Source organism: Streptomyces sp. NPDC048644, from assembly GCF_043199105.1.
Lineage (GTDB): Bacteria > Actinomycetota > Actinomycetes > Streptomycetales > Streptomycetaceae > Streptomyces.
In genome coordinates, this window is the sequence record NZ_JBICVO010000001.1 from 35,114 (window position 1) to 55,256 (window position 20,143).

The following is a 20,143-nucleotide window of genomic DNA, read 5'->3' on the forward strand; positions in this document are numbered from 1 at the left end:
CGCGGGCGGTACGGGACGCCCGCCGGTCAGCCCGGGTCGCGGCCGAGGTACGCGGCGAGGCGGTCGGCGGCGCTCGCACCGGACAGGGCGGCGCGCTCCGGGGCGAACGAGCCCCCTTCGGTGCGCGGCGCGGCGCCGTAGATCCGCCGCGCCGCGGCCAGCGTCTCCTCGGCGACCTCCGGCCCCAGCACGGTCGGCGCGCCGATGGCCCGTGCCAGATCCCAGCCGTGCGCGAGGAGTTCGACGACGACCTGCTGGACGAGCATCGCGCCCGGTGCCGCGTACGGCCCGTAGGTGCGGTGCAGCATGCCGCTGCGGGTGAACGCGGCGAGCGCGGTCCTGGTGCTGTCGTCGAAGGCGGCGGCGTGGTCGTCGCCGATGTGGTCGGCGGTGTGGTCGGCGGTGTGGTCGGTGCGCGGGTCGCCGTCGGCCACCGAGGCCACCATGAGGTTCTCCCACACGAGGTGGCCGAGCAGTTCGCGTACCCGCCAGCCGCCGCACGGGGTCGGCAGCTCCAGATCCGCGGTCCTCACCGCGGCGGCCAGGGCGGCGACCTCGCGGGTGACCGTCCGGTAGGCGTACAGCACCCGGTCCGGGTCGCACTGTGCGAAGGCGGCGCGGTCGATCTCCACCGGGGTGCGGTGGGCGCGCGGCGCGGCGGCGGTCCAGGTGCCCGCACGGTCCCAACGGGGCGGCGCGGGGCGGCCGGTGACCGCGCAGAGCAGTTCCCAGTAGCGCGCGACAGAGGGGTCGGCCGCGGCCTCCAGCTGTTCCCGCAGCCGGTCGCGGGCGGCGGCGCCGTCCCGGTCGGGCGGGTCGGCGGTGGCCGCCCGGGTGGGCAGCCAGGCGGCGGCGAGTTCGGCGACGACGGGGGTTGCTGCGGGCGAGTCGGGGGCGATGCCCGCGGCCGGCTGCGGGAACAGCCGGTAGCCCGCGGGGGTGCGGGCGGCGGTCGGCAGCAGGTCCAGGTCCGACCAGTTCCTGATGGTTTTGACCGGGATTCCGGTCCGGCGTGCCAGCGTGCCGATCGTGACCAGGCCCGTGCCGTCCTCGTACATGCCCCCCACTTTCGGGTCTCCCACGGGGGGAGACTCAAGCACGCGGGGTCAGGACCGGGGGCGGCGAGGCGGCGGTCAGCGGGCTTCGGTGCGGGCCGGTGCGGCGGCGTACCGGGGTGGTGCGGTGCCCGCCGCGCCGGCCCGCAGCACGCCGCCGGCCAGCGCGCACTGGGCCGCGGCGTAGCTGAGCATGACCCAGAACTGCGGTTCGGGCAGCTGCGGCCAGTCGGCGATGCCGGTGGCGATCAGGGTGTCGGAGAGCAGGAAGAGGAGTCCGCCGGCCGCGGCGAGCGGTCCGGCCCGCAGGGCGCCGAAGGCCATCGCGGTGAGCAGCAGGCTGTATCCGGCCACCGGGACGCGCATCCCGGCGGGCAGGTCGGGCCACAGCAGCGTCACGGTGGCGGCCCAGGCGACGAGGTACGCGCCGGCCGCCGCACCCGTATGGCTCCGCCGCAGCGCCGTGCCGTGCCGGGCGCACAGCGCGAGGTAGCAGAGGTGCCCGGCGGCGAACGCGCCCATGCCCAGCAGGAAGAGGGTGTCGCCGCCCGCCTGGAGGAGGGTGTCGCCCGCGCAGCCGCACACCAGGGCGACGGCGAGCAGCGGCGGGCCGCCGCTGCTGAGCGCATAGCAGGCCAGGACCGGCATCAGCGCGGGTTTGGTGAGGTGGACGACGAGGTCGGCGGTGTCGTGGCCAGGTCCCGCAGCGCGCAGGAGCAGCGCGGCGAGGTGGACGGCGGCCAGTACCGCGAAAGCGGCGAGCAGCAGCCGGGCGGCGCGGGGCCGCGGACGCAGCGGGCTCACGCGGCGCGCTCGCCCGCGGTGGCCGCCGCACCCGAAGCGGCCTGCCCGCACGGTGAAGTCGCCACGTCGGCACGGGAGTTGGCGGCGGCGGCCGGCTGCCAGCCGGGACCGCGGAACACCCGCCCGGCGCGCTCGCTCCAGCTGCCCGCCGCCCGTACGTCGCGGGCGATGGCGGCGTACTCGTGGGTGGCGACGCGCAGCGGGTTGAAGGTGTCGATGTTCTTGGTGAGCCCGTAGACCGGCCGCTCGGTCTCGGGGACGAACGAGCCGAACATCCGGTCCCAGACGATCAGGATCCCGCCGAAGTTGCGGTCCAGATAGCCGCCCTGCGAGGCGTGGTGGACGCGGTGGTGGGAGGGGGTGTTGAGAACGAACTCGAAGGGCCGCGGCAGCGTGCCGACCCGCTCGGTGTGCACCCAGAACTGGTAGACGAGGTTCGCCCCCGAGCAGAAGGCGATGGCCGCGGGATGCACGCCGAGCGCGACCATCGGGACGTAGAACGGCCAGACCGTCCAGGTGGTCCAGGGCTGCCGCAGCGCGGTGGTGAAGTTGAACCTCTTGCTGGAGTGGTGCACGACGTGGCAGGCCCACAGGATGCGGATGACGTGGTGACCGCGGTGCGACCAGTAGTAGAAGAAGTCCTGCGCGAGCAGCATCAGCAGCAGCGTCCACCACAGCACCGGGACGCGCAGCGGGGTGAGTTCGTAGACCGCGGCGTAGATCGCGACGATCGGGATCTTCCACAGCGCGTCGAAGACCAGGCTGCCGACCCCCATGCCGACGCTGGTGGCCGCGTCCTTGGCCCCGTAGCCCGCCGCGTCCTCGTCGGGGTGCAGGCGGTAGCTCACCATCTCGATGACGGTGAGCAGGACGAAGGCGGGAACGGACCACAACACGACATCGGGGAGGTGCGGCATGCCCCGCACCATAAGGGCGGCGGACGGGGCGCCGCTAGAGGTGGTTACCGATAAGTATGTAAGACGTGCCGTCAACTGCCGACGGGCAGATACCGTCGGTAACCGGAGTTGGCGACTTGCCCTTTTTGCTCGCTTTCATCCGCCTTGCTCCTCGTCATCGCCCGGTCCGCCGGGCCCGCCTGACCGACCGTGAGCGGATGCCGCCCGCGCGGGGTCGGGACGACTGCGGTTCGGTGACTGTCGGTCCCGGCCCGTATCCTCAGTGACCATGCTCGAAGACCACATGGCAGCAGCCGACCCGATCACGCCGAGGATCGGGCAGCAGCCGGGACCGTCGACCCCGCCGGCCCCCTGGCCGGACGTCTATCCGCAGGGATACGCGGTGGTCGACGTCGAGACCACGGGGCTGGCCCGCGACGACCGGATCATCTCCGCCGCCGTCTACCAACTCGACGCGCAGGGCGAGTTCCAGGACCGCTGGTACACCCTGGTCAACCCGCAGCGCGATCCGGGCCCGGTGTGGATCCACGGCCTCACCAGCGAGGTACTGTCCGACGCCCCGCTCTTCCCGGAGATCGTCCCCGAGCTGTCCCGGCGCCTCGCCGGCCGCGTCCTGGTCGCGCACAACGCCATGTTCGACTGGTCGATGATCGCGCGGGAGTACGCGCGCGCCCGCGCCGAGGCACCGGTGGAGCGCCGCCTGTGCACGATCGCGCTCTCCAAGGAGCTGCGCCTCCCGCTGCCCAACCACAAGCTGGAGTCGCTCGCCGCCCATTACGGCGTGGTGCAGGAGCACGCCCACCACGCCCTGGACGACGCCAGGGTACTGGCCGAGGCGTTCCGGCCCAGCCTGCGCCGGGCCGCGCGGGAGAATCTGCGCCTGCCGCTGCTGACCTGCCAGCCGCTCACCGAATGGTCCGACGCCCCGGCGCCACGGCAGCACACCGGCTCGGCGTCGTACCGCCCCGGCACCTGGCGGCCGTCCCGCAAGCGCCCCGCATGCCCGTACCCCAACCCGGGGCGCTACGAAGCGGGCGGCCGGCTGGTGCAGGGCATGCGGGTCGCCTTCTCCGGTGACACCTCCGTCGACCGCGAACTGCTGGAGGACCGCGCCGTCGAGGCCGGACTGCACGTCGCGACGAGCCTGTCCCGGCTCACCAGCCTGCTGGTGACCAACGACCCCGACGCGCAGACGTCCAAGACCGCCAAGGCCCGCTCGTTCGGCACCGTCGTGATCGACGAGGCAGCCTTCATGCAGCTGCTCCAGGACGTGGCGCCTGCGTCCGGGTGAAGCCGGGACAACACACCCGCCGACGCCTCGCCCCGCGACTGCCCCGCGCCCACCCTGTGGCGCATGGCACGTTGCGAGGTCTGCGGAAACGAATACGGGATGACGTTCGAGGTGCACGCACAGGGCGCGGTGCACGTCTTCGACTGCTTCTCCTGCGCCATCCACCGCATGGCGCCCATCTGTGAACACTGCCGGTGCCAGGTCATCGGCCAGGGCGTCGAGGTCGATGGCCACTGGTACTGCGGCGCCCACTGCGCCCGCTCCGAGGGGAAGGTGGGCATCGTCGACAGAGTCTGACCCGTGCGCACCACGGATCGTACGGCCCCCGGCAGGACCCCCTGCTCGGGGGCCGTCACACTCCAGGTACCGTCAAAGCCGTGTACCGCTTCCTGTTGTCCCGGCAGTGGGTGATCCTCACCCTCGTGGGCCTCGTCCTGATCCCGGTAATGATCAAACTGGGCTTCTGGCAGCTCCACCGACATGAGCACAAGGTCGCGCAGAACCAGCTCATCGCGGACAACCTGCACGCGAAGCCGGTCCCGGTCACCGACCTGACCGCACCCGGCCGCACGCTGCCGCGCGACGACATGTGGCGGCGGGTCACCGCCACCGGCACGTACGACGCCGCGCACGAGGTCGTGGTCCGCCAGCGCACCGGCGCCGACGAGTCGAGCATCGGCTACTACGTCCTCACCCCGCTGAACCTCGCCCACGGGCAAACCGTGCTGGTCAACCGCGGCTGGATCCCGGCGGGCAACGACCTCACCAAGTTCCCCGACGTCCCGGCCACCCCCAAGGGCACCGTCAGCGTGACCGGCCGGATGATGGCCGACGAGACCACCGCGGGCAGCGGGATCAAGAACACCCAGGGCCTGCCCGCCCGCCAGGTGATGCTCATCAACAGCGAGCAGCAGGCGAAGCGGCTGCACCACCCGGTGCTCGGCGGCTACATCGAGCAGACCGCACCTGACCCGGCGGACGGCACACCGCAGCTGGTCCCCGAGCCCGACCACGACAGCATCGGCCCGCACATGGCGTACGCGGTGCAGTGGTGGCTGTTCGCCGCCGCGGTGCCGGTCGGCTGGATCATCCTGGTACGCCGCGAACTGCGGGACCTGGCGGCGGAGGCCGCGAAGAAGGCCGGTGCGGCGGCGGCCGGGCCACCGGACGAGGCAGGAGCGCCGGAAGGAACCGGAGACGCGGAGCCGGACACCGCAGCCGCGGCACCGGCCGACGCGGTAGCCCGGACAGCCCCCACCGCCGAGTAGCGCACCCGCCCCGCGGGAAGGGGCGCTGGGTGCCCCCACGTATCGAGGACTACGCGCTCATCGGCGATCTCCAGACCGCCGCCCTCGTCGGCCGCGACGGCTCCATCGACTGGCTGTGCCTGCCGCGCTTCGACTCCGGCGCCTGTTTCGCCGCCCTCATCGGCGGCAAGGACAACGGCCACTGGCGGCTGGCGCCCGCCGCGTCCGACGCCCGCGCCACCCGCGCCTACCGCGGCGACTCGCTCGTCCTGGACACCGTCTGGGACACCCCCACCGGCAGCGTCAAGGTCACCGACTTCATGCCGCAGCGCGACCGCGCCCCCGACGTCATCCGCATCGTCGAGGGCCTGCACGGCCGCGTCGAGATGCGCGGCGTCCTGCGGCTGCGGTTCGACTACGGCCGGGTGGTGCCCTGGGTCCGGCACGCCGAAGGCTGCCGGGTGGCAATCGCGGGCCCCGACTCGGTCTGGCTGCGCAACGACCCCCAAGTCACCACCTACGGAAAGGACTTCAGCACCCGCTCGGAGTTCACCGTCGGCCAGGGCGACCGGGTCGCCTTCATCCTGACCTGGCACCCCTCGCACGAGCCCAGGCCACGGATCATCGACCCGTACGACGCGCTGGACTGCACCCTGGACGACTGGCGCGCCTGGTCGGCGCGCTGCTGCTACACCGGGCCGCACCGCGACGCCGTGATCCGCTCGCTGATCACCCTCAAGGCACTGACCTACGCCCCCACCGGCGGCATCGTCGCCGCGCCCACCACCTCCCTGCCCGAGGAGCTGGGCGGCGTCCGCAACTGGGACTACCGCTACTGCTGGCTGCGGGACGCCTCCCTCACCCTCAACTCACTGCTCGCCGCCGGCTACCTGGAGGAGGCGGCGGCCTGGCGCGACTGGCTGCTGCGCGCGGTGGCCGGCGCCCCCGAAGACCTCCAGATCATGTACGGGCTGTCCGGTGAACGGCGGCTGCCGGAATCCCAGCTCCCCTGGCTGTCCGGATTCGCCGGATCCACCCCGGTACGGATCGGCAACGCCGCCGTCGACCAGCGCCAGCTCGACGTCTACGGCGAGGTGCTGGACTCCTTCCACAGCGCCCGCACCGCGGGCCTGCCGTCGGAGCCGCACGCCTGGAACATCCAGCGGGCCCTGGTCGACTACCTCGAATCCACCTGGCGCGACCCCGACGAGGGCCTGTGGGAGATCCGCGGCCCGCGCCGGCACTTCGTCCACTCCAAGGTCATGGCCTGGGTCGCCGCCGACCGCGCGGTACGCACCGTCGAGGCGCACCCCGGCGTCCGGGGCGACGCGACGCGCTGGCGTGCGATGCGCGACGCCATCCACCGCGAGGTCTGCGAGAAGGGCTACGACGCCGCACGCGGCACCTTCACCCAGTCCTACGGCTCCACCGAGCTGGACGCGGCGACCCTGCTCATCCCCCGCCTCGGCTTCCTGCCGGGCAGCGACCCGCGCGTCATCGGCACCGTCGACACCATCCGCGACGAGCTGACACACGACGGGCTGGTACGCCGCTACGCCACCGACGGCAGCTCCGTCGACGGCCTGCCGGGCGGCGAAGGCACCTTCCTGGTCTGCTCGTTCTGGCTCGCCGAAGCCCTCCAGCTGACCGGCAGGCCCGCCGAGGCCCGCGCCCTGTTCGAGCGGCTGCTCGCGCTGCGCAACGACGTCGGGCTGCTCGCCGAGGAGTACGACCCGGCGGCCGGCCGGCAACTGGGCAACTTCCCGCAGGCGTTCAGCCACGTCGGCCTGGTCGGGACCGCCCTCACCCTGCTCGACGGCGCGGGGTCAGACGCGAGACCCTAGAGCCATGGATCTTGGACTCACCGACCGGACGTACCTCGTCACCGGAGCCACCCGCGGCCTCGGCTTCGCCACCGCCCGCGAACTGGTCGCCGACGGCGCCCACGTCGTCCTCACCGGACGCACCGAGGAGAGCGCGGCGGCAGCCGCCGCGGAACTCGGCGAACGCGCCCTGGGCGTCGCCGCCGACAACGCCGACCCGCAGGCACCTGCCCGCCTGGTCGCCGCCGCCCGCGAGCGGTTCGGGCGCCTCGACGGCGTCCTCATCAGCGTCGGCGGCCCGCCGCCCGGATCGGCGGCCGACACCACCGACGCACAGTGGCAGACCGCCTTCGACACGGTCTTCCTCGGCGCCGTACGGCTGGCCCGCGCCGTGGCGGCGGAGCTGGGCGAAGGCGGCGTCATCGGCTTCGTGCTGTCGAGCTCGGTGCACGAGCCGATCGGCGGCCTGACCGTGTCCAACGGACTGCGCCCCGGCCTGGCCGGCTTCGCCAAGTCGCTGGCCAACGAGCTGGGCCCGCGCGGCATCCGGGTCGTCGGCGTCCTGCCGGGCCGGATCGCCACCGACCGGATGACCCAGCTCGACGCGCACTCCGGCGACCCCGAGGGCTCCCGCGCCCGCAACTCCGCGTCGATCCCCCTGGGCCGCTACGGCGAGCCCGCCGAATTCGGCAGGACCGCGGCGTTCCTGCTCTCGCCCGCCGCTTCCTACCTCACCGGCGTGATGGTGCCGGTGGACGGCGGGGCACGGCACGGCTTCTGACGGTCCGGCGGCGCACGCCGATCGGTGTGCGCCGCCGCCTCAGCTGACCCGCTCCGCGCGGTGCGGCACCGCGCGCAGCCGCACCTCGGCCGGCAGCCGCTCAAGACCGGCCGAGCCGCGTGCGCGGGCCACCGTCTCGTCCGAGAGCCGCAGCAGGACGGTGCCGGGGTCGGCGTGCGGGGCCAGCGCCAGGACGGCCCGCACCCGCGGTTGGGTGCGGCGTCCCGCCAGCCGCACCCCGGCCCGCTCCACCCCGTCCAGCGCCTCCGTCTCGGCGGCCAGCACCCCCTCCAGCGCCCGGCCGCGCAGCGTCGCGCCTTCGCCGTCCCCGCTGTCGATCAGGATCTGGACCAGCCGGCGGCGGCGCAGCTGTCCCAGGAGCCACCACAGGAGCAGCAGGACGACGACCGCGAGGACGGCGATGACGGTGGGCCACCACCATCCGCTGTCCACCCACCGGGTGCGGTTACCGCCGGACAGCAGCACGCCGTCAGGTCGGGTCCACGGCCAGCAGTCGGGCAGCGAGAAGTGCCAGGCCGACGCGAGGTCGAGACCGGCCAGCAGCACCGCGCCGCCGGTGCCGAGGAGCACCGCGCCGGTCAGCCCCAGCAGCACCCGGTTGACGGTTCTGCGGACCTTGCGCATCGCACGCTCACCTCTTCTTCGGACGCCGGACACGGACGGACAGGCCCATCCGCCGCGCCAGTCCCAGCTGTTGCAGCCCCTCACCGAGCGCCGCACGCAGATCCGTGCGCACCTCGTCCAGCTCCCTGAAGTGCGAGACCGTCCTGGCCTTCGCCTTGCGGCGGCGCACCGACAGCTGCACGGACCGGACGCCCGGCACCTCCATGGCACGGTCGCGCAGCACCAGGGCGGCGGCCTTCCGGTCGAGTCCGGCCCGTACGTCCGGGGCCGTGCGGCGCATCGGCAGGAGGCCGCGCAGCCCCGGTGTGAGCGCCAGCAGGATCAGCCAGAGGCCGATCAGCACGGCCGCCGCCGCGGCGCCGAGCACCCAGGGGTCGTCCAGGTTCCGGGTGGCCAGTTCACCGGCGAGCCGTTTGCGCCAGGCCATCGCCGGGCGGCCGGCGCGCACCGCCGCCACGTCGTAGAGCAGCAGTCCGGCGGCGGCCAGCAGCACCAGCGCCACGATCGCCGCCGGAACCCTGCGGGACGACCAGAAGCGGCCCGCCCTGCCGTGCACCGGTGCCCGCTGTGCGGCGCCCGGCCGCGGCGGGTCGGCGGGGGCCGCCTCCTTGTCGAGGGTCGGCAGTCTCCGGGTGGGCTCGTCCTCGCTCATCGCACCCTTTCCCGGCCCGCCGACTCCTGCAGCGGTGAGTGCAGGCGCTCCACCTCCACCGCCACATCGGGCACCTCCATGCCCGCCAACGCCCTTACCCGCTCGGCCACTTGACGCCGCACCGCGCCGCACTGCGCGCCGATGTCGGACGGGTAGCCCAGCTCCACGGCCACCCGCACATGGGCCTCACCGAGGGTCTGCCGGTCGCTCCGTCCGCGGACGGTCACCGACGCGTGGGCAGCGGTGCGCGTGTGCGGCGCCGCGGTGCGCAGCGCCTCGCGCGCCGCACGGGCGGCGATCTTCGCCACCACCCGGTCGGCGACCCGCGTCGCGCCCCGTTCCCCGGCCGGCACCTCGGCGACGACCGTCGCCATGGACAGCGTCGCCACCCCGGCTCACCGCCGCCGCTCGTCGCGGCCACCGGACCGCGTACGGAAGAAATCGCCGGCCTCCAGGTCCCCGTCCAGGAACCGGCCGGCCACGAAGCCGATGGCGCCCAGGGCTGCCACCAGGACAAAGGCCCCGAACCCACCGAAGTATCCGGCGAAACCCAGCGCCATACCGGCCAGAAGACCGACCACGGCCATACTCATCGTGCGCTCCTTCGCTACCCGCTCCGGCCGAATCCGACGGCCGCCGGGACCTGCTGCCGCAGGGGCCGACTACTGGAGCCTGGATTCCGCTTCCTCGTCCTCGTCCTCCTCGTCGGGCAGCTTCACGTCGCTCACCGCGATGTTGACCTCGACGACCTCAAGGCCGGTCATCCGCTCGACGGCGGAGATCACTTCCTCCCGGACCGCGCGGGCCACGTCCGCGATGGAGACGCCGTACACCACCACGATCTCCAGGTCGAGCGCCGTCTGCACCTCCCCGACCTCGGCCTTCACGCCGCGGGTCGCGGTGCCCGACCTGCCGCCGCCCGGCACCCGGTCCCGCACCGCACCGAGCGTGCGCGCGAATCCGCTGCCCATGGCGTGCACACCGGCCACGTCGCGGGCCGCGAGACCGGCGATCTTCTCCACGACACCGTCGGCGATGGTCGTACGCCCGCGGGACGCGGGGTCACCGCCGCCGCGCGCACCACCGGGCTTCGCTCCGTCCGAGGCTCCGGACCGGTTCCACTGCTCGCTGTCGGTCATCTCCGAGCATCCCTTTCCGAGGGGAGGAACGGCCTGCCGCTCCGGCGCCCACAGTAGGTGCGCTCCCCCGGGCCCGCCTCAGGGATGCGGCAGCCGGGTGCCCCGCCCCGGGCATGAACGCGGACCGGCCCCGGCCCACCGTGGTGGGCCGGGGCCGGTCGGCGGACCGCAGGTCGTTGCTCCCCGGGTCGCTACTCGCCGACGCCTGCGAGATCGCGCAGCCGGCGGCCCTGTGCGGCCCGCTCGGCGGTGCGCTGTTCTTCGAAGCCGCGGCCCACGGCACCGGCCAGCAGCGCCTTGGTCTCGATGACCGCGTCGCGCGGCGCCGCGATCAGGGCAGCGGCCAGGTCGGATACGGCGGCGTCCAGCTCGTCACCGGGCACCACCAGATTGGCCAGCCCGATCCGCCCGGCCTCTTCGGCATGCACGAACCGACCGGTGGCGCAGATCTCCAGCGCCCGCGCATAGCCCACGAGACCGACCAGCGGGTGCGTACCCGTCAGGTCGGGCACCAGGCCCAGGCTGGTCTCGCGCATCGCGAACTGCACGTCCTGCGCACACACCCGCAGGTCGCAGGCGAGGGCGAGCTGGAACCCCGCACCGATGGCATGGCCCTGCACAGCGGCGATGGACACCAGGTCGGTGCGCCGCCACCAGGTGAACGCTTCCTGGTACGCGGCGATCGTGGCGTCCAGTTCGCTGTCCGAGCCACGCGCCATGTCGAGGAACGACGGCTCACCGTCGAAGCCTTCCGGCGTGAAAGCCTGCCGGTCGAGGCCCGCGGAGAAGGACTTGCCCTCACCGCGCAGCACCGCGATCCGTACGGTGCCCGGCAGCAGCGAGCCCGCTTCGGCCAGCGCCCGCCACATGGCCGGCGACTGGGCGTTGCGCTTCGCTGCATGAGCAAGAGTCACCGTGGCGATCTCGCCGTCCACGGTGAGCTGCACACCGTCTTTGTCGAGCAGAGTCATCAGACGCCTCCGAGTCAGCCAGTCGCACCAGCGTGCGTAAGTGACTGAACGGTAACCTCCCGGCCGACTACTCGACCGACCGGGGGGACACCGCGGAATACCCGGAGACGCGGCCGTCAGGCCGAGGCGGCTTTCTTGCCCCTCGTTGCTCCGCCCCGACCGCGCAGGGACACACCGGATTCGCTGAGCATCCGGTGCACGAATCCATAGGAGCGACCGGTCTCTTCGGCCAGCGCCCGGATGCTCGCTCCGGAGTCGTACTTCTTCTTCAGGTCTGCCGCGAGCTTCTCGCGCGCGGCGCCGGTTACCCGGCTGCCCTTCTTCAGAGTCTCGGCCACCCGTGCCTCCTCGTGGGAAGTGCGCTCTGGACTCTCATGATCACCCCTCCCCGGCTTCCTGGCCACCCATTCAGCAAGGTCGATGAGACACCTTGCCAACCGTCCGTACCCGGACGAACTGGACGGACGGCACTTCCGGCGCCGCTCCCGTCTGCCCTCCGCACCACGAAATGCAAAAAAGGCCAGGTCAGAGGGGTTGTGGCCAGACATGCGAAAGCCGGGCCCCAGCGGGCCCGGCCTCGTATCGCAGGCTCGCCGGTGTACGAGCCGTTCTCACTCAGATGATGGATCACGCATCGGCCGAATGATCCATACGGGGTTGATCAGGCGAGCGCGACCAGGTCCGCGTAGTCCTGGCCCCACAGGTCCTCGACGCCGTCGGGCAGCAGGATGATGCGCTCCGGCTCCAGCGCGTCCACCGCTCCCTCGTCGTGGGAGACCAGGACGACGGCGCCGGTGAAGGTGTGCAGCGCGCCGAGGATCTCCTCGCGGCTGGCCGGGTCGAGGTTGTTGGTCGGCTCGTCGAGCAGCAGGACGTTGGCGGAGGAGACGACCAGCGTCGCCAGGGCGAGCCGGGTCTTCTCGCCGCCGGAGAGCACCCCGGCGGGCTTGTCGACGTCGTCGCCCGAGAAGAGGAAGGAACCCAGCGTCTTGCGGATGGCGACGAGGTCCATGTCGGGGGCGGCGGAGCGCATGTTCTCCAGGACCGTGCGGTCCGGGTCCAGCGTCTCGTGCTCCTGCGCGTAGTAGCCGAGCTTGAGGCCGTGCCCGGCGCGTACCTCGCCGGTGTCCGGGGTCTCCACACCGGCCAGCAGCCGCAGGAGGGTGGTCTTGCCCGCGCCGTTCAGGCCCAGGATGACGACCCGGGAGCCCTTGTCGATGGCCAGGTCGACGCCGGTGAAGATCTCCAGCGAGCCGTAGGACTTCGACAGGCCCTCGGCGGTGAGCGGCGTCTTGCCGCACGGCGCGGGGTCGGGGAAGCGCAGCTTGGCGACCTTGTCCGACGCGCGGACCTCGTCGAGTCCGGCCAGCAGCCGCTCGGCGCGCTTGGCCATGTTCTGGGCCGCGACGGTCTTGGTGGCCTTGGCGCGCATCTTGTCGGCCTGCGAGTTGAGGGCCGCGGCCTTCTTCTCGGCGTTCTGCCGCTCGCGCTTGCGGCGCCTCTCGTCGGCCTCGCGCTGCTGCTGGTAGAGCTTCCAGCCCATGTTGTAGACGTCGATCTGCGAGCGGTTGGCGTCGAGGTAGAAGACCTTGTTGACGACGGTCTCGACCAGCTCTTCATCGTGGGAGATCACGATGAAGCCGCCGCGGTAGGTCTTGAGGTAGTCGCGCAGCCAGACGATGGAGTCGGCGTCCAGGTGGTTGGTCGGCTCGTCGAGCAGCAGGGTGTCGGAGTCCGAGAAGAGGATCCTGGCCAGCTCCACGCGGCGCCGCTGGCCACCGGAGAGGGTGTGCAGCGGCTGGGCGAGGATCCGGTCGGGCAGGCCGAGACTGGCGGCGATGGTCGCGGCCTCCGCCTCGGCTGCGTACCCGCCCTTGGTCAGGAACTCGGTCTCCAGGCGCTCGTACTTCTTCATCGCCTTGTCGCGGGTGGCGCCCTTGCCGTTCGCCATCCGGTCCTCGTTCTCGCGCATCTTGCGGAGCACGGAGTCCAGGTCGCGGGCGGACAGGATGCGGTCGCGGGCGAGTACGTCCATGTCGCCGGTGCGCGGGTCCTGCGGGAGGTAGCCGACGTCGCCGGAGCGGGTGACCGAGCCGGCGGCGGGCATCCCCTCGCCCGCCAGCACCTTGGTGAGCGTGGTCTTGCCGGCGCCGTTACGGCCGACCAGGCCGATGCGGTCGCCCTTGGCGATGCGGAAGGACGCGGATTCGATGAGGATGCGGGCGCCGGCGCGCAGCTCAAGGCCGGAGGCGGTGATCACGGAAAAACTCCAGGGCAGGAAGACGGCGGATTGGACGGACGGTCCGAGAGCGGTCTACGCCGTCTAATGAACCCAAAGGAGAACTGCCATACAGGCAGTCTAACGGTGCCGCGCAACCACTTTCCCCGGCCCGGGATCCCGCATCGGCGGCCCGGCGGCCCCCGGGCGCGGCCCACAGGCGGCATGGCGTGCACGGGTGCCGCGGATGCGTTGTCAGTGCCGGCTGCGAGACTGTGATGCAGATCTCACGGAGGTCCGTGCGCACGGCACGCGGGCCCCGCGGACGCGAGGGAACACCACGTTCCCGGAAAGGCGGATGCCATGACCCTCGACCCGGCGAGCGCGCCCAGCCTGTACCCCGCCCTGCTCTACCGCGACGCCCACGCGGCGATCCGGCAGCTCACCAGCGCCTTCGGCTTCAAGAAGGAAGCACTGTACGAAAGCGAGGACGGCACGGTGCTGCACGCCGAACTCTCCCACGGCAACGGCCGGGTGATGCTCGGCTCGAAGGGCCGCGGCGGCGCCTTCGACGCGGCGATGGCCGACGCCGGGCCCGCCGCGGTCTATGTCGTCGTCGAGGACACCGACGCGCACTGCGCACGGGCCGCGGCGGCCGGGGCGGAGATCCTTATACCGCCCACGGACCAGGACTACGGCTCGCGGGACTACCTTGCCCGGGACGCCGAGGGCAACGTCTGGAGCTTCGGGACGTACCTGCCGGGCGCCGCGACCTGACGAGGGCGGGCCCGGCCGGACCCGCCCTGTCGCACCGGCCCGGGGCTCACACCCCGCCGGTGTGGACCTGGAAGGCCGCCCGGCGCACGGCCTTGGCCAGCGCCGGATCGGGGTGCGCCGCGGCCAGCGCCACCAAGACCTGCACGGTGCGCGGGTGGCCGACCGCCCTCACCTCCTCCAGGAGGCGCGGGACGGAGCCCTGGACCGCCGAGTCGAGGTGCCGGATGAGCAGTTGGCTCTCGCCGTGGTCGGCGACGGCAGCGGCGGTGTCCACCCACAGCCAGGTCGACTCCTCGCGGGTGAGCACGTCGGGCGCGGTCTCCGGGTCGCCGCCCTCGTGCTCGACCAGCCACAGCAGGGCGTACGGACGCAGGGCCGGCTCGTCGGCCGCCGCGCGTACGGCGGGCTCGGCGGGGGCGCCGACCGCGCGCAGCGCCTCGAAGGCCAGGCCCCGCAGCAGCGCGTCCTCGCCGCGGGCCACGGCGAGGAGTTCCTCGACCGCGGCGCCGACGGAGCGGGCGGCGAGCCAGGCGCGGTACTCGGCGCGGGCCGGTCCCGGGGTGAGCCGGGCACAGCCGCGCAGCATCGCCGCCGCGGTCTGCTCGATGTTCCCCGCCGGGCTCTGGGCCGCGACGCAGATCTGCTCCAGCTTGACCCACACCGACCAGTTGCCCAGCGGCGTCAACTGCGCCTCGCGACCGCCGTCGACCGCCTCCACACCCTGCGGCGGGACCAGCGCCCCGACGGTGGTGAGGGAGGCCAGCGCCCAGTCCAGCAGATCGGCGAGCGACGCCCCCGCGGCGTCGTCCACCGTTCCTTCGGCACCCGGGTCGTCCTGCCGCGGCCCGTAGGGCACCTCGCAGCGCTCGGTGCGCAGTTCGGCGACGCGCTGGTCGAGCATGTCCAGCAGCATCGGCAGCCGTACCGGACCCGCCGACAGGTGCAGCAGGGACAGCAACTGCGGCACCGCCTCGACCACTTCGGCGACGATCGTCGGCCCCGCGCCCCGGGGTGCGGGGCGGGCCAGCGACCAGGCGTCGAAGAGGGCGACCCAGCCGCGCAGCGCCGCGGTGTCGTCGCGGTCCCAGGCGCGCAGCCGCCAGCCGGCGCGGGCGAGGCCGCCGTGCAGTTCGATGAGGCCGGCGAGCCGTGCCCGGTCCCAGTCGGCGCGCACCTGCGCGGCGGACAGCCCCAGCGCCCCGGCCGCGCGTTCCACCGCGGCGGCCGGCAGTGCGCCGTCCCGGCCGGCCCGCAGCCCGGCGTCCGCGCCGTCGGCCCAGTGGGCCAGGCGGGCCGCGCCGGACAGTACGGCGCGCGCCTGCCGCGCCAGTTCCGCGGGCGGCGGGGTGCCTTCGGGCGGGCGCGGGGCCGGGCGGGCGGCCCGGGTGCTCACCGCCCGGCGGGCGGCGGCAATCGGTTGTCGGGGGACGAGTCGGAGTCGGGAGTCGCGCGGAGTACGGGACGTCACAGGAGCAGTCTTGCCGCTGACGGCCCGAAAACCCAATCGGGTGACGGGTTATGGCCTGCGCGCCTTGTGCCACCTCGGCGACCCATCACGGTTGTGGGGAGTTGTCCCCCCGTACGCCCCCGCGTCACCGGCCGGCGGCGGCGCCCGGCCGGCCGGCGCGGGTCACATCAGCGGGGTCAGGAAGCGGCGCATCGCCTCTTCGTAGCGCGCCGGGTCGGCGTTCCACATCGCGGCGTGCGGGGCGTGCGGCACCGGGTGAAAGGTGATCAGTTCCGGGCGGCGGGCGGCGAAGGCACGGGAGGCGGCCCACGGCGCGAGTGTGTCGTCCGGGCCGTGGAAGAGCAGGGTGGGGACGGTCAGCGCCGCGGGGTCGAAGGCATCGGCGGGACGGTCGACGGGCAGTCCCGTGTGGCCCTCGGCGGCCCGGACGGCCAGCGGCAGCAGGGCGCGCGGCACCCGGCGGGCGGCGGCCAGCGCGCGCACGGTCGCGTGGCGGTCGAGTACCGGCGAATCGAGGACGAGGCCACGGATACGGCCGCGCAGCGCGGAGTTGGCGGCGGCCCGCAGCGCCATCGTGGCGCCGGTGGACCAGCCGTGCAGGACCACATCGCGGGCGCCGTACCGGATCGCGTAGCGGATCGCCGCGTCCAGGTCGCGCCATTCGGTGTCGCCGAGGTGCTGCACGCGGTCGGCGGTCGGCGGGGCGCCGACGTCGTTGCGGTAGGCGAGGTCGAGCACCGGGAGTTGCCGGCGGCGCAGGAACGGCAGCACGACCATCGGGTGCTCGCGGGTGGTCCCCAGGCCGTGCACGGTGATGACCCAGGTCTCGCGGACGCCGGGGACGAACCACGCGGGCAGGGCGCCGAGTTCGCCGAGGATGTCGACGTCGGCGCAGTGCAGGCCGAGCGCGTCGCGGGGGTTGCCGATGTGCACCTGCGGGGTCAGCCGCATCCGGAGGCCCGGGGCGAGCGTGCCGTGGGTGACCCGCTCCAGGCGCCGTACGACGGTGTCAGCGGGGTGCGGGGTGTGGTGCACGACGGGGCCGACGACGGCGTGGCAGCCGCCGCCGGTGAGGCCGTAGGTGCCGGGCCGCAGGGACGCCAGGCTGCGGGTGAGGGTGACCCGGCCGTCGGTGACGGAGTGCACCGTGAGGCGGGAGTCGCCGGGGAAGGGGTGGTCGGGTGACGGCTTCAGGACGGCGTCGCCGGCGTACCGGCCGACCGCCACCGCGGCGGCCCCGGCACCGATCACGGTGGTGGCGGCCACGGCCGCCGCAGTACCCAGGCGCATCTGCTCAGTGTGCGAAGGGACGGCGGGCACGGCCAGCGGGCGGGCGCGGGCGGGTGACGGGCTGAGCGGCGCGCCCGAGGTGCCCGCTGCTCAGTCCTGGCCGCTCAGTTCTCGCCTTCGGTCCGCCGGCCGTAGCCGCGCAGCTTCCGCCCGGCCTCGTCGAGCCGGTCGTCCGGCAGCAGGGCCGGGGTCAGTCCCGGCACGGAGGACGCGGTGAGCCAGACGCGGCACATCCACTCCAGTTGGGCGGTGCGGTCCAGGGCCTCGCCGAGGCTCGCGCCGTACGCCATGGTGCCGTGGTTCTGCAGCAGGCAGGCGGTGCGGTCGCGCAGTGCGCCGAGCATGTTCGCGGCGAGTTCCTCACTGCCGTAGAGCGCGTACGGGGCGACGCGGACGGGGCCGCCGAGCGCGGCCGTCATGTAGTGGACCGGCGGGAGTTCGGGGACCAGGGTGGAGACGGCCGTGGCGTGCGGGGCGTGGGTGTGCACGATCGCCGCCGCCGTGGTGGTGCGGTAGAGCGCGAGGTGCATGGGGAGTTCGCTGGTGGGCCGCAGGGTGCCGAGTGCACGGCGGCCGTCGAGACCGACCGCGGTGAGGTCGCCGGGGCCGAGCCGGTCATAGGGGACGCCGCTGGGGGTGACCAGGACCAGGTCGCCGACGCGTACCGAGACGTTTCCCGACGTGCCGACGACGAGGCCGTCGGTGACGGTGCGGCGCGCGGTGGCGACGAGCGCGTCCCAGGCGTCCGCGAGTGCGTCCCGGTCCGGCGCTCCGGACGGCGCACGGCCCGGCGGCACGGGATCCGCGCCCGGCGCGGGCGAGGAGTCACGGCGATCCGTCACGAGGGCCTCCGGGTGCGTGGATGAGGGCGCGCTGCGCGCTACCGTACGGGGGCTGCCACAGCCCGGGGAAGCGACCGACCGATGGTGCCCTCGTGGCCCCTGGGACGCCTCCTCGTGAACAGTGCGGGGGTGTCACCGATGCGCCCGGTCACGTTCACCTTCCGTTCATCCGTTCTTCCTACGGTCTCAGCGTCTCTGACCATCGAACTGATTGCCTGGGTGAATGGAACACATCACGCTTCTCATCGGGATCGTGATCGTCACGGCCTTGGTGTTCGACTTTACGAACGGCTTCCACGACACGGCCAACGCGATGGCCACCACCATTTCCACCGGGGCACTTCAGCCCAAGATCGCGGTGGCGATGTCGGCTTCGCTGAATCTCGTCGGCGCCTTCCTGTCGGTGGAGGTCGCCAAGACCATCTCCGGCGGGATCATCGACGAGAGCGCCGGCATCAGACCTGAAGTGATCTTCGCCGGCCTGGTCGGCGCGATCGTCTGGAACCTCCTCACCTGGCTCGCCGGACTCCCCTCCAGCTCCTCGCACGCCCTGTTCGGCGGTCTGATCGGCGCCACGCTGGTGTCGGTCGGCCCGGACGGCGTGCACGGCGGGGCCGTCGTGATGAAGGTCCTCATCCCGGCAGTGGCCGCCCCGGTCGTCGCCGGTATCGCCGCGATGGCCGCGACCCGGCTCACGTACCGGCTGGCCCGCAACCGCGACGAGCAGGAGACCGCCAAGGGTTACCGCGCGGGACAGATCGCCTCGGCGGCTCTGGTCTCGCTGGCCCACGGCACCAACGACGCACAGAAGACGATGGGTGTGATCACGCTCGCGCTGATCACCGGCGGGGTGGTCGCCCCGCACGCCGACCCGCCGCTGTGGGTCATCGCATCGGCCGGTCTGGCCATCGCCCTCGGCACGTACCTGGGCGGCTGGCGGATCATCCGCACGATGGGCAAGGGCATCACCGACATCCAGCCGCCGCAGGGCTTCGCCGCCCAGACCGGCGCCGCCGCCACCATCCTGGCGTCCTCGCACCTCGGCTTCGCTCTCTCCACCACCCAGGTCTGCTCGGGCTCGGTGATGGGCTCGGGTCTGGGCCGCAAGGGCGGCGTGGTGCGCTGGTCGACGGCCGCCCGGATGGTCGTGGCCTGGTGCCTGACGCTGCCGGCCGCCGGACTGGTCTCGGCCGGCGCCGCGCTCCTCGCCGACCAGGGCGACTGGGGTGTCGCGGCGGTCGCCGTCCTGGCGCTCGGTATCTGCGGCGCCATCTGGGCCGCGTCCCGGCGCAAGCCGATCGACCACACCAACGTCAACGAAGCGCCGGAGCCTGCCGGAGTGGTCACCGCGGCCCTCCAGACCGTCACCCCGCCCCCGGCGGGACCGACCGTGCCCGCCCAGGAGGCGGCCGGTCCCACCACCACCGCGAACGGCTCCGGCGCCCCGCGCGCCAAGGCCGCCTCCCTCAGCTAGCCCTCACCTAAGGAACCCGCAACATGAGCATCGACTGGGCAGCTCTCGGCCAGGTCTTCGGCGTCACCCTCGTGGTGACGGTCGGGATCGTGGGCCTGTTCACGGTCGGCATCGTCGGTACGGCGCGCACGACGCAGCAGGAGGGTGCCGCAGCCGCCGCGGGCGCTCCCGGATCCGGGGCGCGGTTCGGCGCGTACGCCGCCTTCGCGGTGTGCGCGGCGGCCGTGGCCTACGGCATCTACCTGATCGTGGCCGCCTGACGCGGCCCGGTACGACGGCGCGTCCGAGGCGCCCGGTGGTCCGCACTCCCGCGGCTGCCGGGCGCCTCGTCCGTGCGCTCTGCGGCCGTCCTGTGGTGTGTGCCACAGCTCATGACGGGGCGGAGCACCGCAGGTCAAGGGTGAGTTGACGGCGTTCGCGGGGCGTGGTGGACTGCCGGAGCCAATCGGCGACAGAAGAGGAAGTCCGGTGAGAATCCGGCGCGGTCCCGCCACTGTCACCGGGGAGCGCTCCTCCAACGAAGGCCACGGTCCGCACGTGTCCGCCCGCAGGGTGGGTCCGCAGGGACGGGAAGGCCGGGGGAAGCGCCGATCCGGGAGCCAGGAGACTCTTGTCGCCGTCACGTCGAGCCAGGGCGCGGACCCTGAGTGAGGACATACCGCCATGCCCGGCCGCAGTTCGAGATCTTCGTGCGACGACGCACCGGCACCCGCCGCCGTCGGCCCGTTCCTCCGAGGCGTGACGGCGGT

The 20,143-nt window shown here is 73.3% G+C and carries 22 protein-coding genes and 1 riboswitch; of the genes, 8 read left to right on the top strand and 14 right to left on the bottom strand.

What is annotated here, in order from left to right; genetic code table 11:
• Positions 1 to 26: 26 nt before the first annotated feature.
• The 3 genes from ACGFNI_RS00175 to ACGFNI_RS00185 all read right to left on the bottom strand — a co-directional run bounded on the left by ACGFNI_RS00175 (position 27) and on the right by ACGFNI_RS00185 (position 2,776).
• Positions 27 to 1,058 carry a TIGR03086 family metal-binding protein gene (locus ACGFNI_RS00175; protein WP_393679121.1) on the bottom strand — a complete coding sequence of 344 codons (1,032 nt, stop codon included), beginning with the start codon at positions 1,056 to 1,058 and terminating at the stop codon, positions 27 to 29.
• A 75-nt stretch (positions 1,059 to 1,133) separates the two neighbouring features.
• Positions 1,134 to 1,859 carry a lysoplasmalogenase gene (locus ACGFNI_RS00180; RefSeq protein ID WP_393679123.1) on the bottom strand — a complete coding sequence of 242 codons (726 nt, stop codon included), beginning with the start codon at positions 1,857 to 1,859 and terminating at the stop codon, positions 1,134 to 1,136.
• Positions 1,856 to 2,776: a sterol desaturase family protein gene (locus ACGFNI_RS00185; RefSeq protein ID WP_393679124.1), complete on the bottom strand. Its 921-nt coding sequence runs from the start codon at positions 2,774 to 2,776 to the stop codon at positions 1,856 to 1,858. The genes ACGFNI_RS00180 and ACGFNI_RS00185 overlap by 4 nt, the downstream gene beginning before the upstream one ends.
• Before the next feature lie 268 nt (positions 2,777 to 3,044).
• Here ACGFNI_RS00185 and ACGFNI_RS00190 point away from each other — a divergent pair, with 268 nt between their 5' ends.
• From ACGFNI_RS00190 to ACGFNI_RS00210, 5 genes are all read left to right on the top strand, one after another.
• Positions 3,045 to 4,067: a DEDDh family exonuclease gene (locus ACGFNI_RS00190; RefSeq protein WP_393679126.1), complete on the top strand. Its 1,023-nt coding sequence runs from the start codon at positions 3,045 to 3,047 to the stop codon at positions 4,065 to 4,067.
• 63 nt (positions 4,068 to 4,130) lie between these two features.
• Positions 4,131 to 4,364: a hypothetical protein gene (locus ACGFNI_RS00195; RefSeq protein ID WP_393679128.1), complete on the top strand. Its 234-nt coding sequence runs from the start codon at positions 4,131 to 4,133 to the stop codon at positions 4,362 to 4,364.
• 80 nt (positions 4,365 to 4,444) lie between these two features.
• Positions 4,445 to 5,335, top strand: coding sequence for an SURF1 family protein (locus tag ACGFNI_RS00200; protein WP_393679129.1), 891 nt, complete (start codon positions 4,445 to 4,447; stop codon positions 5,333 to 5,335).
• 29 nt (positions 5,336 to 5,364) lie between these two features.
• Positions 5,365 to 7,158 (top strand): glycoside hydrolase family 15 protein, encoded by a 1,794-nt coding sequence (locus ACGFNI_RS00205; protein WP_393679131.1) that lies wholly within the window; start codon positions 5,365 to 5,367, stop codon positions 7,156 to 7,158.
• A 4-nt stretch (positions 7,159 to 7,162) separates the two neighbouring features.
• Entirely contained in the window at positions 7,163 to 7,918 is a 756-nt protein-coding gene (locus ACGFNI_RS00210; protein WP_393679132.1) for an SDR family oxidoreductase, read from the top strand.
• Between the two features lie 39 nt (positions 7,919 to 7,957).
• Here the strand turns inward: ACGFNI_RS00210 and amaP are convergent, their stop codons facing one another.
• The 8 genes from amaP to ACGFNI_RS00250 all read right to left on the bottom strand — a co-directional run bounded on the left by amaP (position 7,958) and on the right by ACGFNI_RS00250 (position 13,585).
• A complete protein-coding gene (amaP, locus tag ACGFNI_RS00215) occupies positions 7,958 to 8,563 on the bottom strand; it encodes an alkaline shock response membrane anchor protein AmaP (RefSeq protein ID WP_393679133.1) in 606 nt (201 codons plus the stop codon).
• A 7-nt stretch (positions 8,564 to 8,570) separates the two neighbouring features.
• A complete protein-coding gene (locus tag ACGFNI_RS00220; RefSeq protein WP_393679134.1) occupies positions 8,571 to 9,215 on the bottom strand; it encodes a DUF6286 domain-containing protein in 645 nt (214 codons plus the stop codon).
• Positions 9,212 to 9,589: a hypothetical protein gene (locus ACGFNI_RS00225; protein WP_393680286.1), complete on the bottom strand. Its 378-nt coding sequence runs from the start codon at positions 9,587 to 9,589 to the stop codon at positions 9,212 to 9,214. The genes ACGFNI_RS00220 and ACGFNI_RS00225 overlap by 4 nt, the downstream gene beginning before the upstream one ends.
• A 21-nt stretch (positions 9,590 to 9,610) precedes the next feature.
• Positions 9,611 to 9,808 carry a hypothetical protein gene (locus ACGFNI_RS00230; protein WP_227045829.1) on the bottom strand — a complete coding sequence of 66 codons (198 nt, stop codon included), beginning with the start codon at positions 9,806 to 9,808 and terminating at the stop codon, positions 9,611 to 9,613.
• A 69-nt stretch (positions 9,809 to 9,877) separates the two neighbouring features.
• Positions 9,878 to 10,354: an Asp23/Gls24 family envelope stress response protein gene (locus ACGFNI_RS00235; protein WP_393679136.1), complete on the bottom strand. Its 477-nt coding sequence runs from the start codon at positions 10,352 to 10,354 to the stop codon at positions 9,878 to 9,880.
• 191 nt (positions 10,355 to 10,545) lie between these two features.
• Entirely contained in the window at positions 10,546 to 11,325 is a 780-nt protein-coding gene (locus ACGFNI_RS00240; RefSeq protein ID WP_393679138.1) for an enoyl-CoA hydratase/isomerase family protein, read from the bottom strand.
• 116 nt (positions 11,326 to 11,441) lie between these two features.
• Positions 11,442 to 11,663: a helix-turn-helix domain-containing protein gene (locus ACGFNI_RS00245; RefSeq protein ID WP_009718933.1), complete on the bottom strand. Its 222-nt coding sequence runs from the start codon at positions 11,661 to 11,663 to the stop codon at positions 11,442 to 11,444.
• A 323-nt stretch (positions 11,664 to 11,986) separates the two neighbouring features.
• Positions 11,987 to 13,585: an ABC-F family ATP-binding cassette domain-containing protein gene (locus ACGFNI_RS00250; protein WP_393679139.1), complete on the bottom strand. Its 1,599-nt coding sequence runs from the start codon at positions 13,583 to 13,585 to the stop codon at positions 11,987 to 11,989.
• Positions 13,586 to 13,906: 321 nt separating this feature from the next.
• Here ACGFNI_RS00250 and ACGFNI_RS00255 point away from each other — a divergent pair, with 321 nt between their 5' ends.
• Positions 13,907 to 14,320 carry a VOC family protein gene (locus tag ACGFNI_RS00255; RefSeq protein ID WP_393679141.1) on the top strand — a complete coding sequence of 138 codons (414 nt, stop codon included), beginning with the start codon at positions 13,907 to 13,909 and terminating at the stop codon, positions 14,318 to 14,320.
• A gap of 46 nt (positions 14,321 to 14,366) precedes the next feature.
• Here ACGFNI_RS00255 and ACGFNI_RS00260 read toward each other — a convergent pair whose 3' ends face one another.
• The 3 genes from ACGFNI_RS00260 to ACGFNI_RS00270 form a co-directional block, all read right to left on the bottom strand.
• The gene (locus tag ACGFNI_RS00260; protein ID WP_393679143.1) at positions 14,367 to 15,788 is read right to left on the bottom strand and encodes a hypothetical protein; all 1,422 of its coding nucleotides are present in this window, start codon (positions 15,786 to 15,788) and stop codon (positions 14,367 to 14,369) included.
• Between the two features lie 162 nt (positions 15,789 to 15,950).
• Positions 15,951 to 17,078: an alpha/beta hydrolase gene (locus tag ACGFNI_RS00265; RefSeq protein WP_393679145.1), complete on the bottom strand. Its 1,128-nt coding sequence runs from the start codon at positions 17,076 to 17,078 to the stop codon at positions 15,951 to 15,953.
• Between the two features lie 104 nt (positions 17,079 to 17,182).
• A complete protein-coding gene (locus ACGFNI_RS00270; protein ID WP_393680288.1) occupies positions 17,183 to 17,875 on the bottom strand; it encodes a class II aldolase/adducin family protein in 693 nt (230 codons plus the stop codon).
• A 268-nt stretch (positions 17,876 to 18,143) separates the two neighbouring features.
• On the opposite strand from ACGFNI_RS00270, the gene ACGFNI_RS00275 reads away from it, so the two are divergent.
• Together ACGFNI_RS00275 and ACGFNI_RS00280 are read left to right on the top strand one after the other, a co-directional pair.
• Positions 18,144 to 19,394, top strand: coding sequence for an anion permease (locus tag ACGFNI_RS00275; RefSeq protein WP_393679146.1), 1,251 nt, complete (start codon positions 18,144 to 18,146; stop codon positions 19,392 to 19,394).
• Positions 19,395 to 19,417: 23 nt separating this feature from the next.
• The gene (locus ACGFNI_RS00280; protein ID WP_393679147.1) at positions 19,418 to 19,654 is read left to right on the top strand and encodes a hypothetical protein; all 237 of its coding nucleotides are present in this window, start codon (positions 19,418 to 19,420) and stop codon (positions 19,652 to 19,654) included.
• 195 nt (positions 19,655 to 19,849) lie between these two features.
• A riboswitch (cobalamin riboswitch) is annotated at positions 19,850 to 20,004 on the top strand.
• The last annotated feature ends 139 nt before the right edge of the window (positions 20,005 to 20,143 follow it).

Coding starts and splice junctions, on each gene's coding strand:
- ACGFNI_RS00175 (WP_393679121.1), bottom strand. CDS start 1,058: ATGTACGAGGACGGCACGGGCCTGGTCACGATCGGCACGCTGGCACGC.
- ACGFNI_RS00185 (WP_393679124.1), bottom strand. CDS start 2,776: ATGCCGCACCTCCCCGATGTCGTGTTGTGGTCCGTTCCCGCCTTCGTC.
- ACGFNI_RS00190 (WP_393679126.1), top strand. CDS start 3,045: ATGCTCGAAGACCACATGGCAGCAGCCGACCCGATCACGCCGAGGATC.
- ACGFNI_RS00195 (WP_393679128.1), top strand. CDS start 4,131: ATGGCACGTTGCGAGGTCTGCGGAAACGAATACGGGATGACGTTCGAG.
- ACGFNI_RS00210 (WP_393679132.1), top strand. CDS start 7,163: ATGGATCTTGGACTCACCGACCGGACGTACCTCGTCACCGGAGCCACC.
- amaP (WP_393679133.1), bottom strand. CDS start 8,563: ATGCGCAAGGTCCGCAGAACCGTCAACCGGGTGCTGCTGGGGCTGACC.
- ACGFNI_RS00220 (WP_393679134.1), bottom strand. CDS start 9,215: ATGAGCGAGGACGAGCCCACCCGGAGACTGCCGACCCTCGACAAGGAG.
- ACGFNI_RS00225 (WP_393680286.1), bottom strand. CDS start 9,589: ATGGCGACGGTCGTCGCCGAGGTGCCGGCCGGGGAACGGGGCGCGACG.
- ACGFNI_RS00230 (WP_227045829.1), bottom strand. CDS start 9,808: ATGAGTATGGCCGTGGTCGGTCTTCTGGCCGGTATGGCGCTGGGTTTC.
- ACGFNI_RS00235 (WP_393679136.1), bottom strand. CDS start 10,354: ATGACCGACAGCGAGCAGTGGAACCGGTCCGGAGCCTCGGACGGAGCG.
- ACGFNI_RS00240 (WP_393679138.1), bottom strand. CDS start 11,325: ATGACTCTGCTCGACAAAGACGGTGTGCAGCTCACCGTGGACGGCGAG.
- ACGFNI_RS00255 (WP_393679141.1), top strand. CDS start 13,907: ATGACCCTCGACCCGGCGAGCGCGCCCAGCCTGTACCCCGCCCTGCTC.
- ACGFNI_RS00265 (WP_393679145.1), bottom strand. CDS start 17,078: ATGCGCCTGGGTACTGCGGCGGCCGTGGCCGCCACCACCGTGATCGGT.
- ACGFNI_RS00275 (WP_393679146.1), top strand. CDS start 18,144: ATGGAACACATCACGCTTCTCATCGGGATCGTGATCGTCACGGCCTTG.
- ACGFNI_RS00280 (WP_393679147.1), top strand. CDS start 19,418: ATGAGCATCGACTGGGCAGCTCTCGGCCAGGTCTTCGGCGTCACCCTC.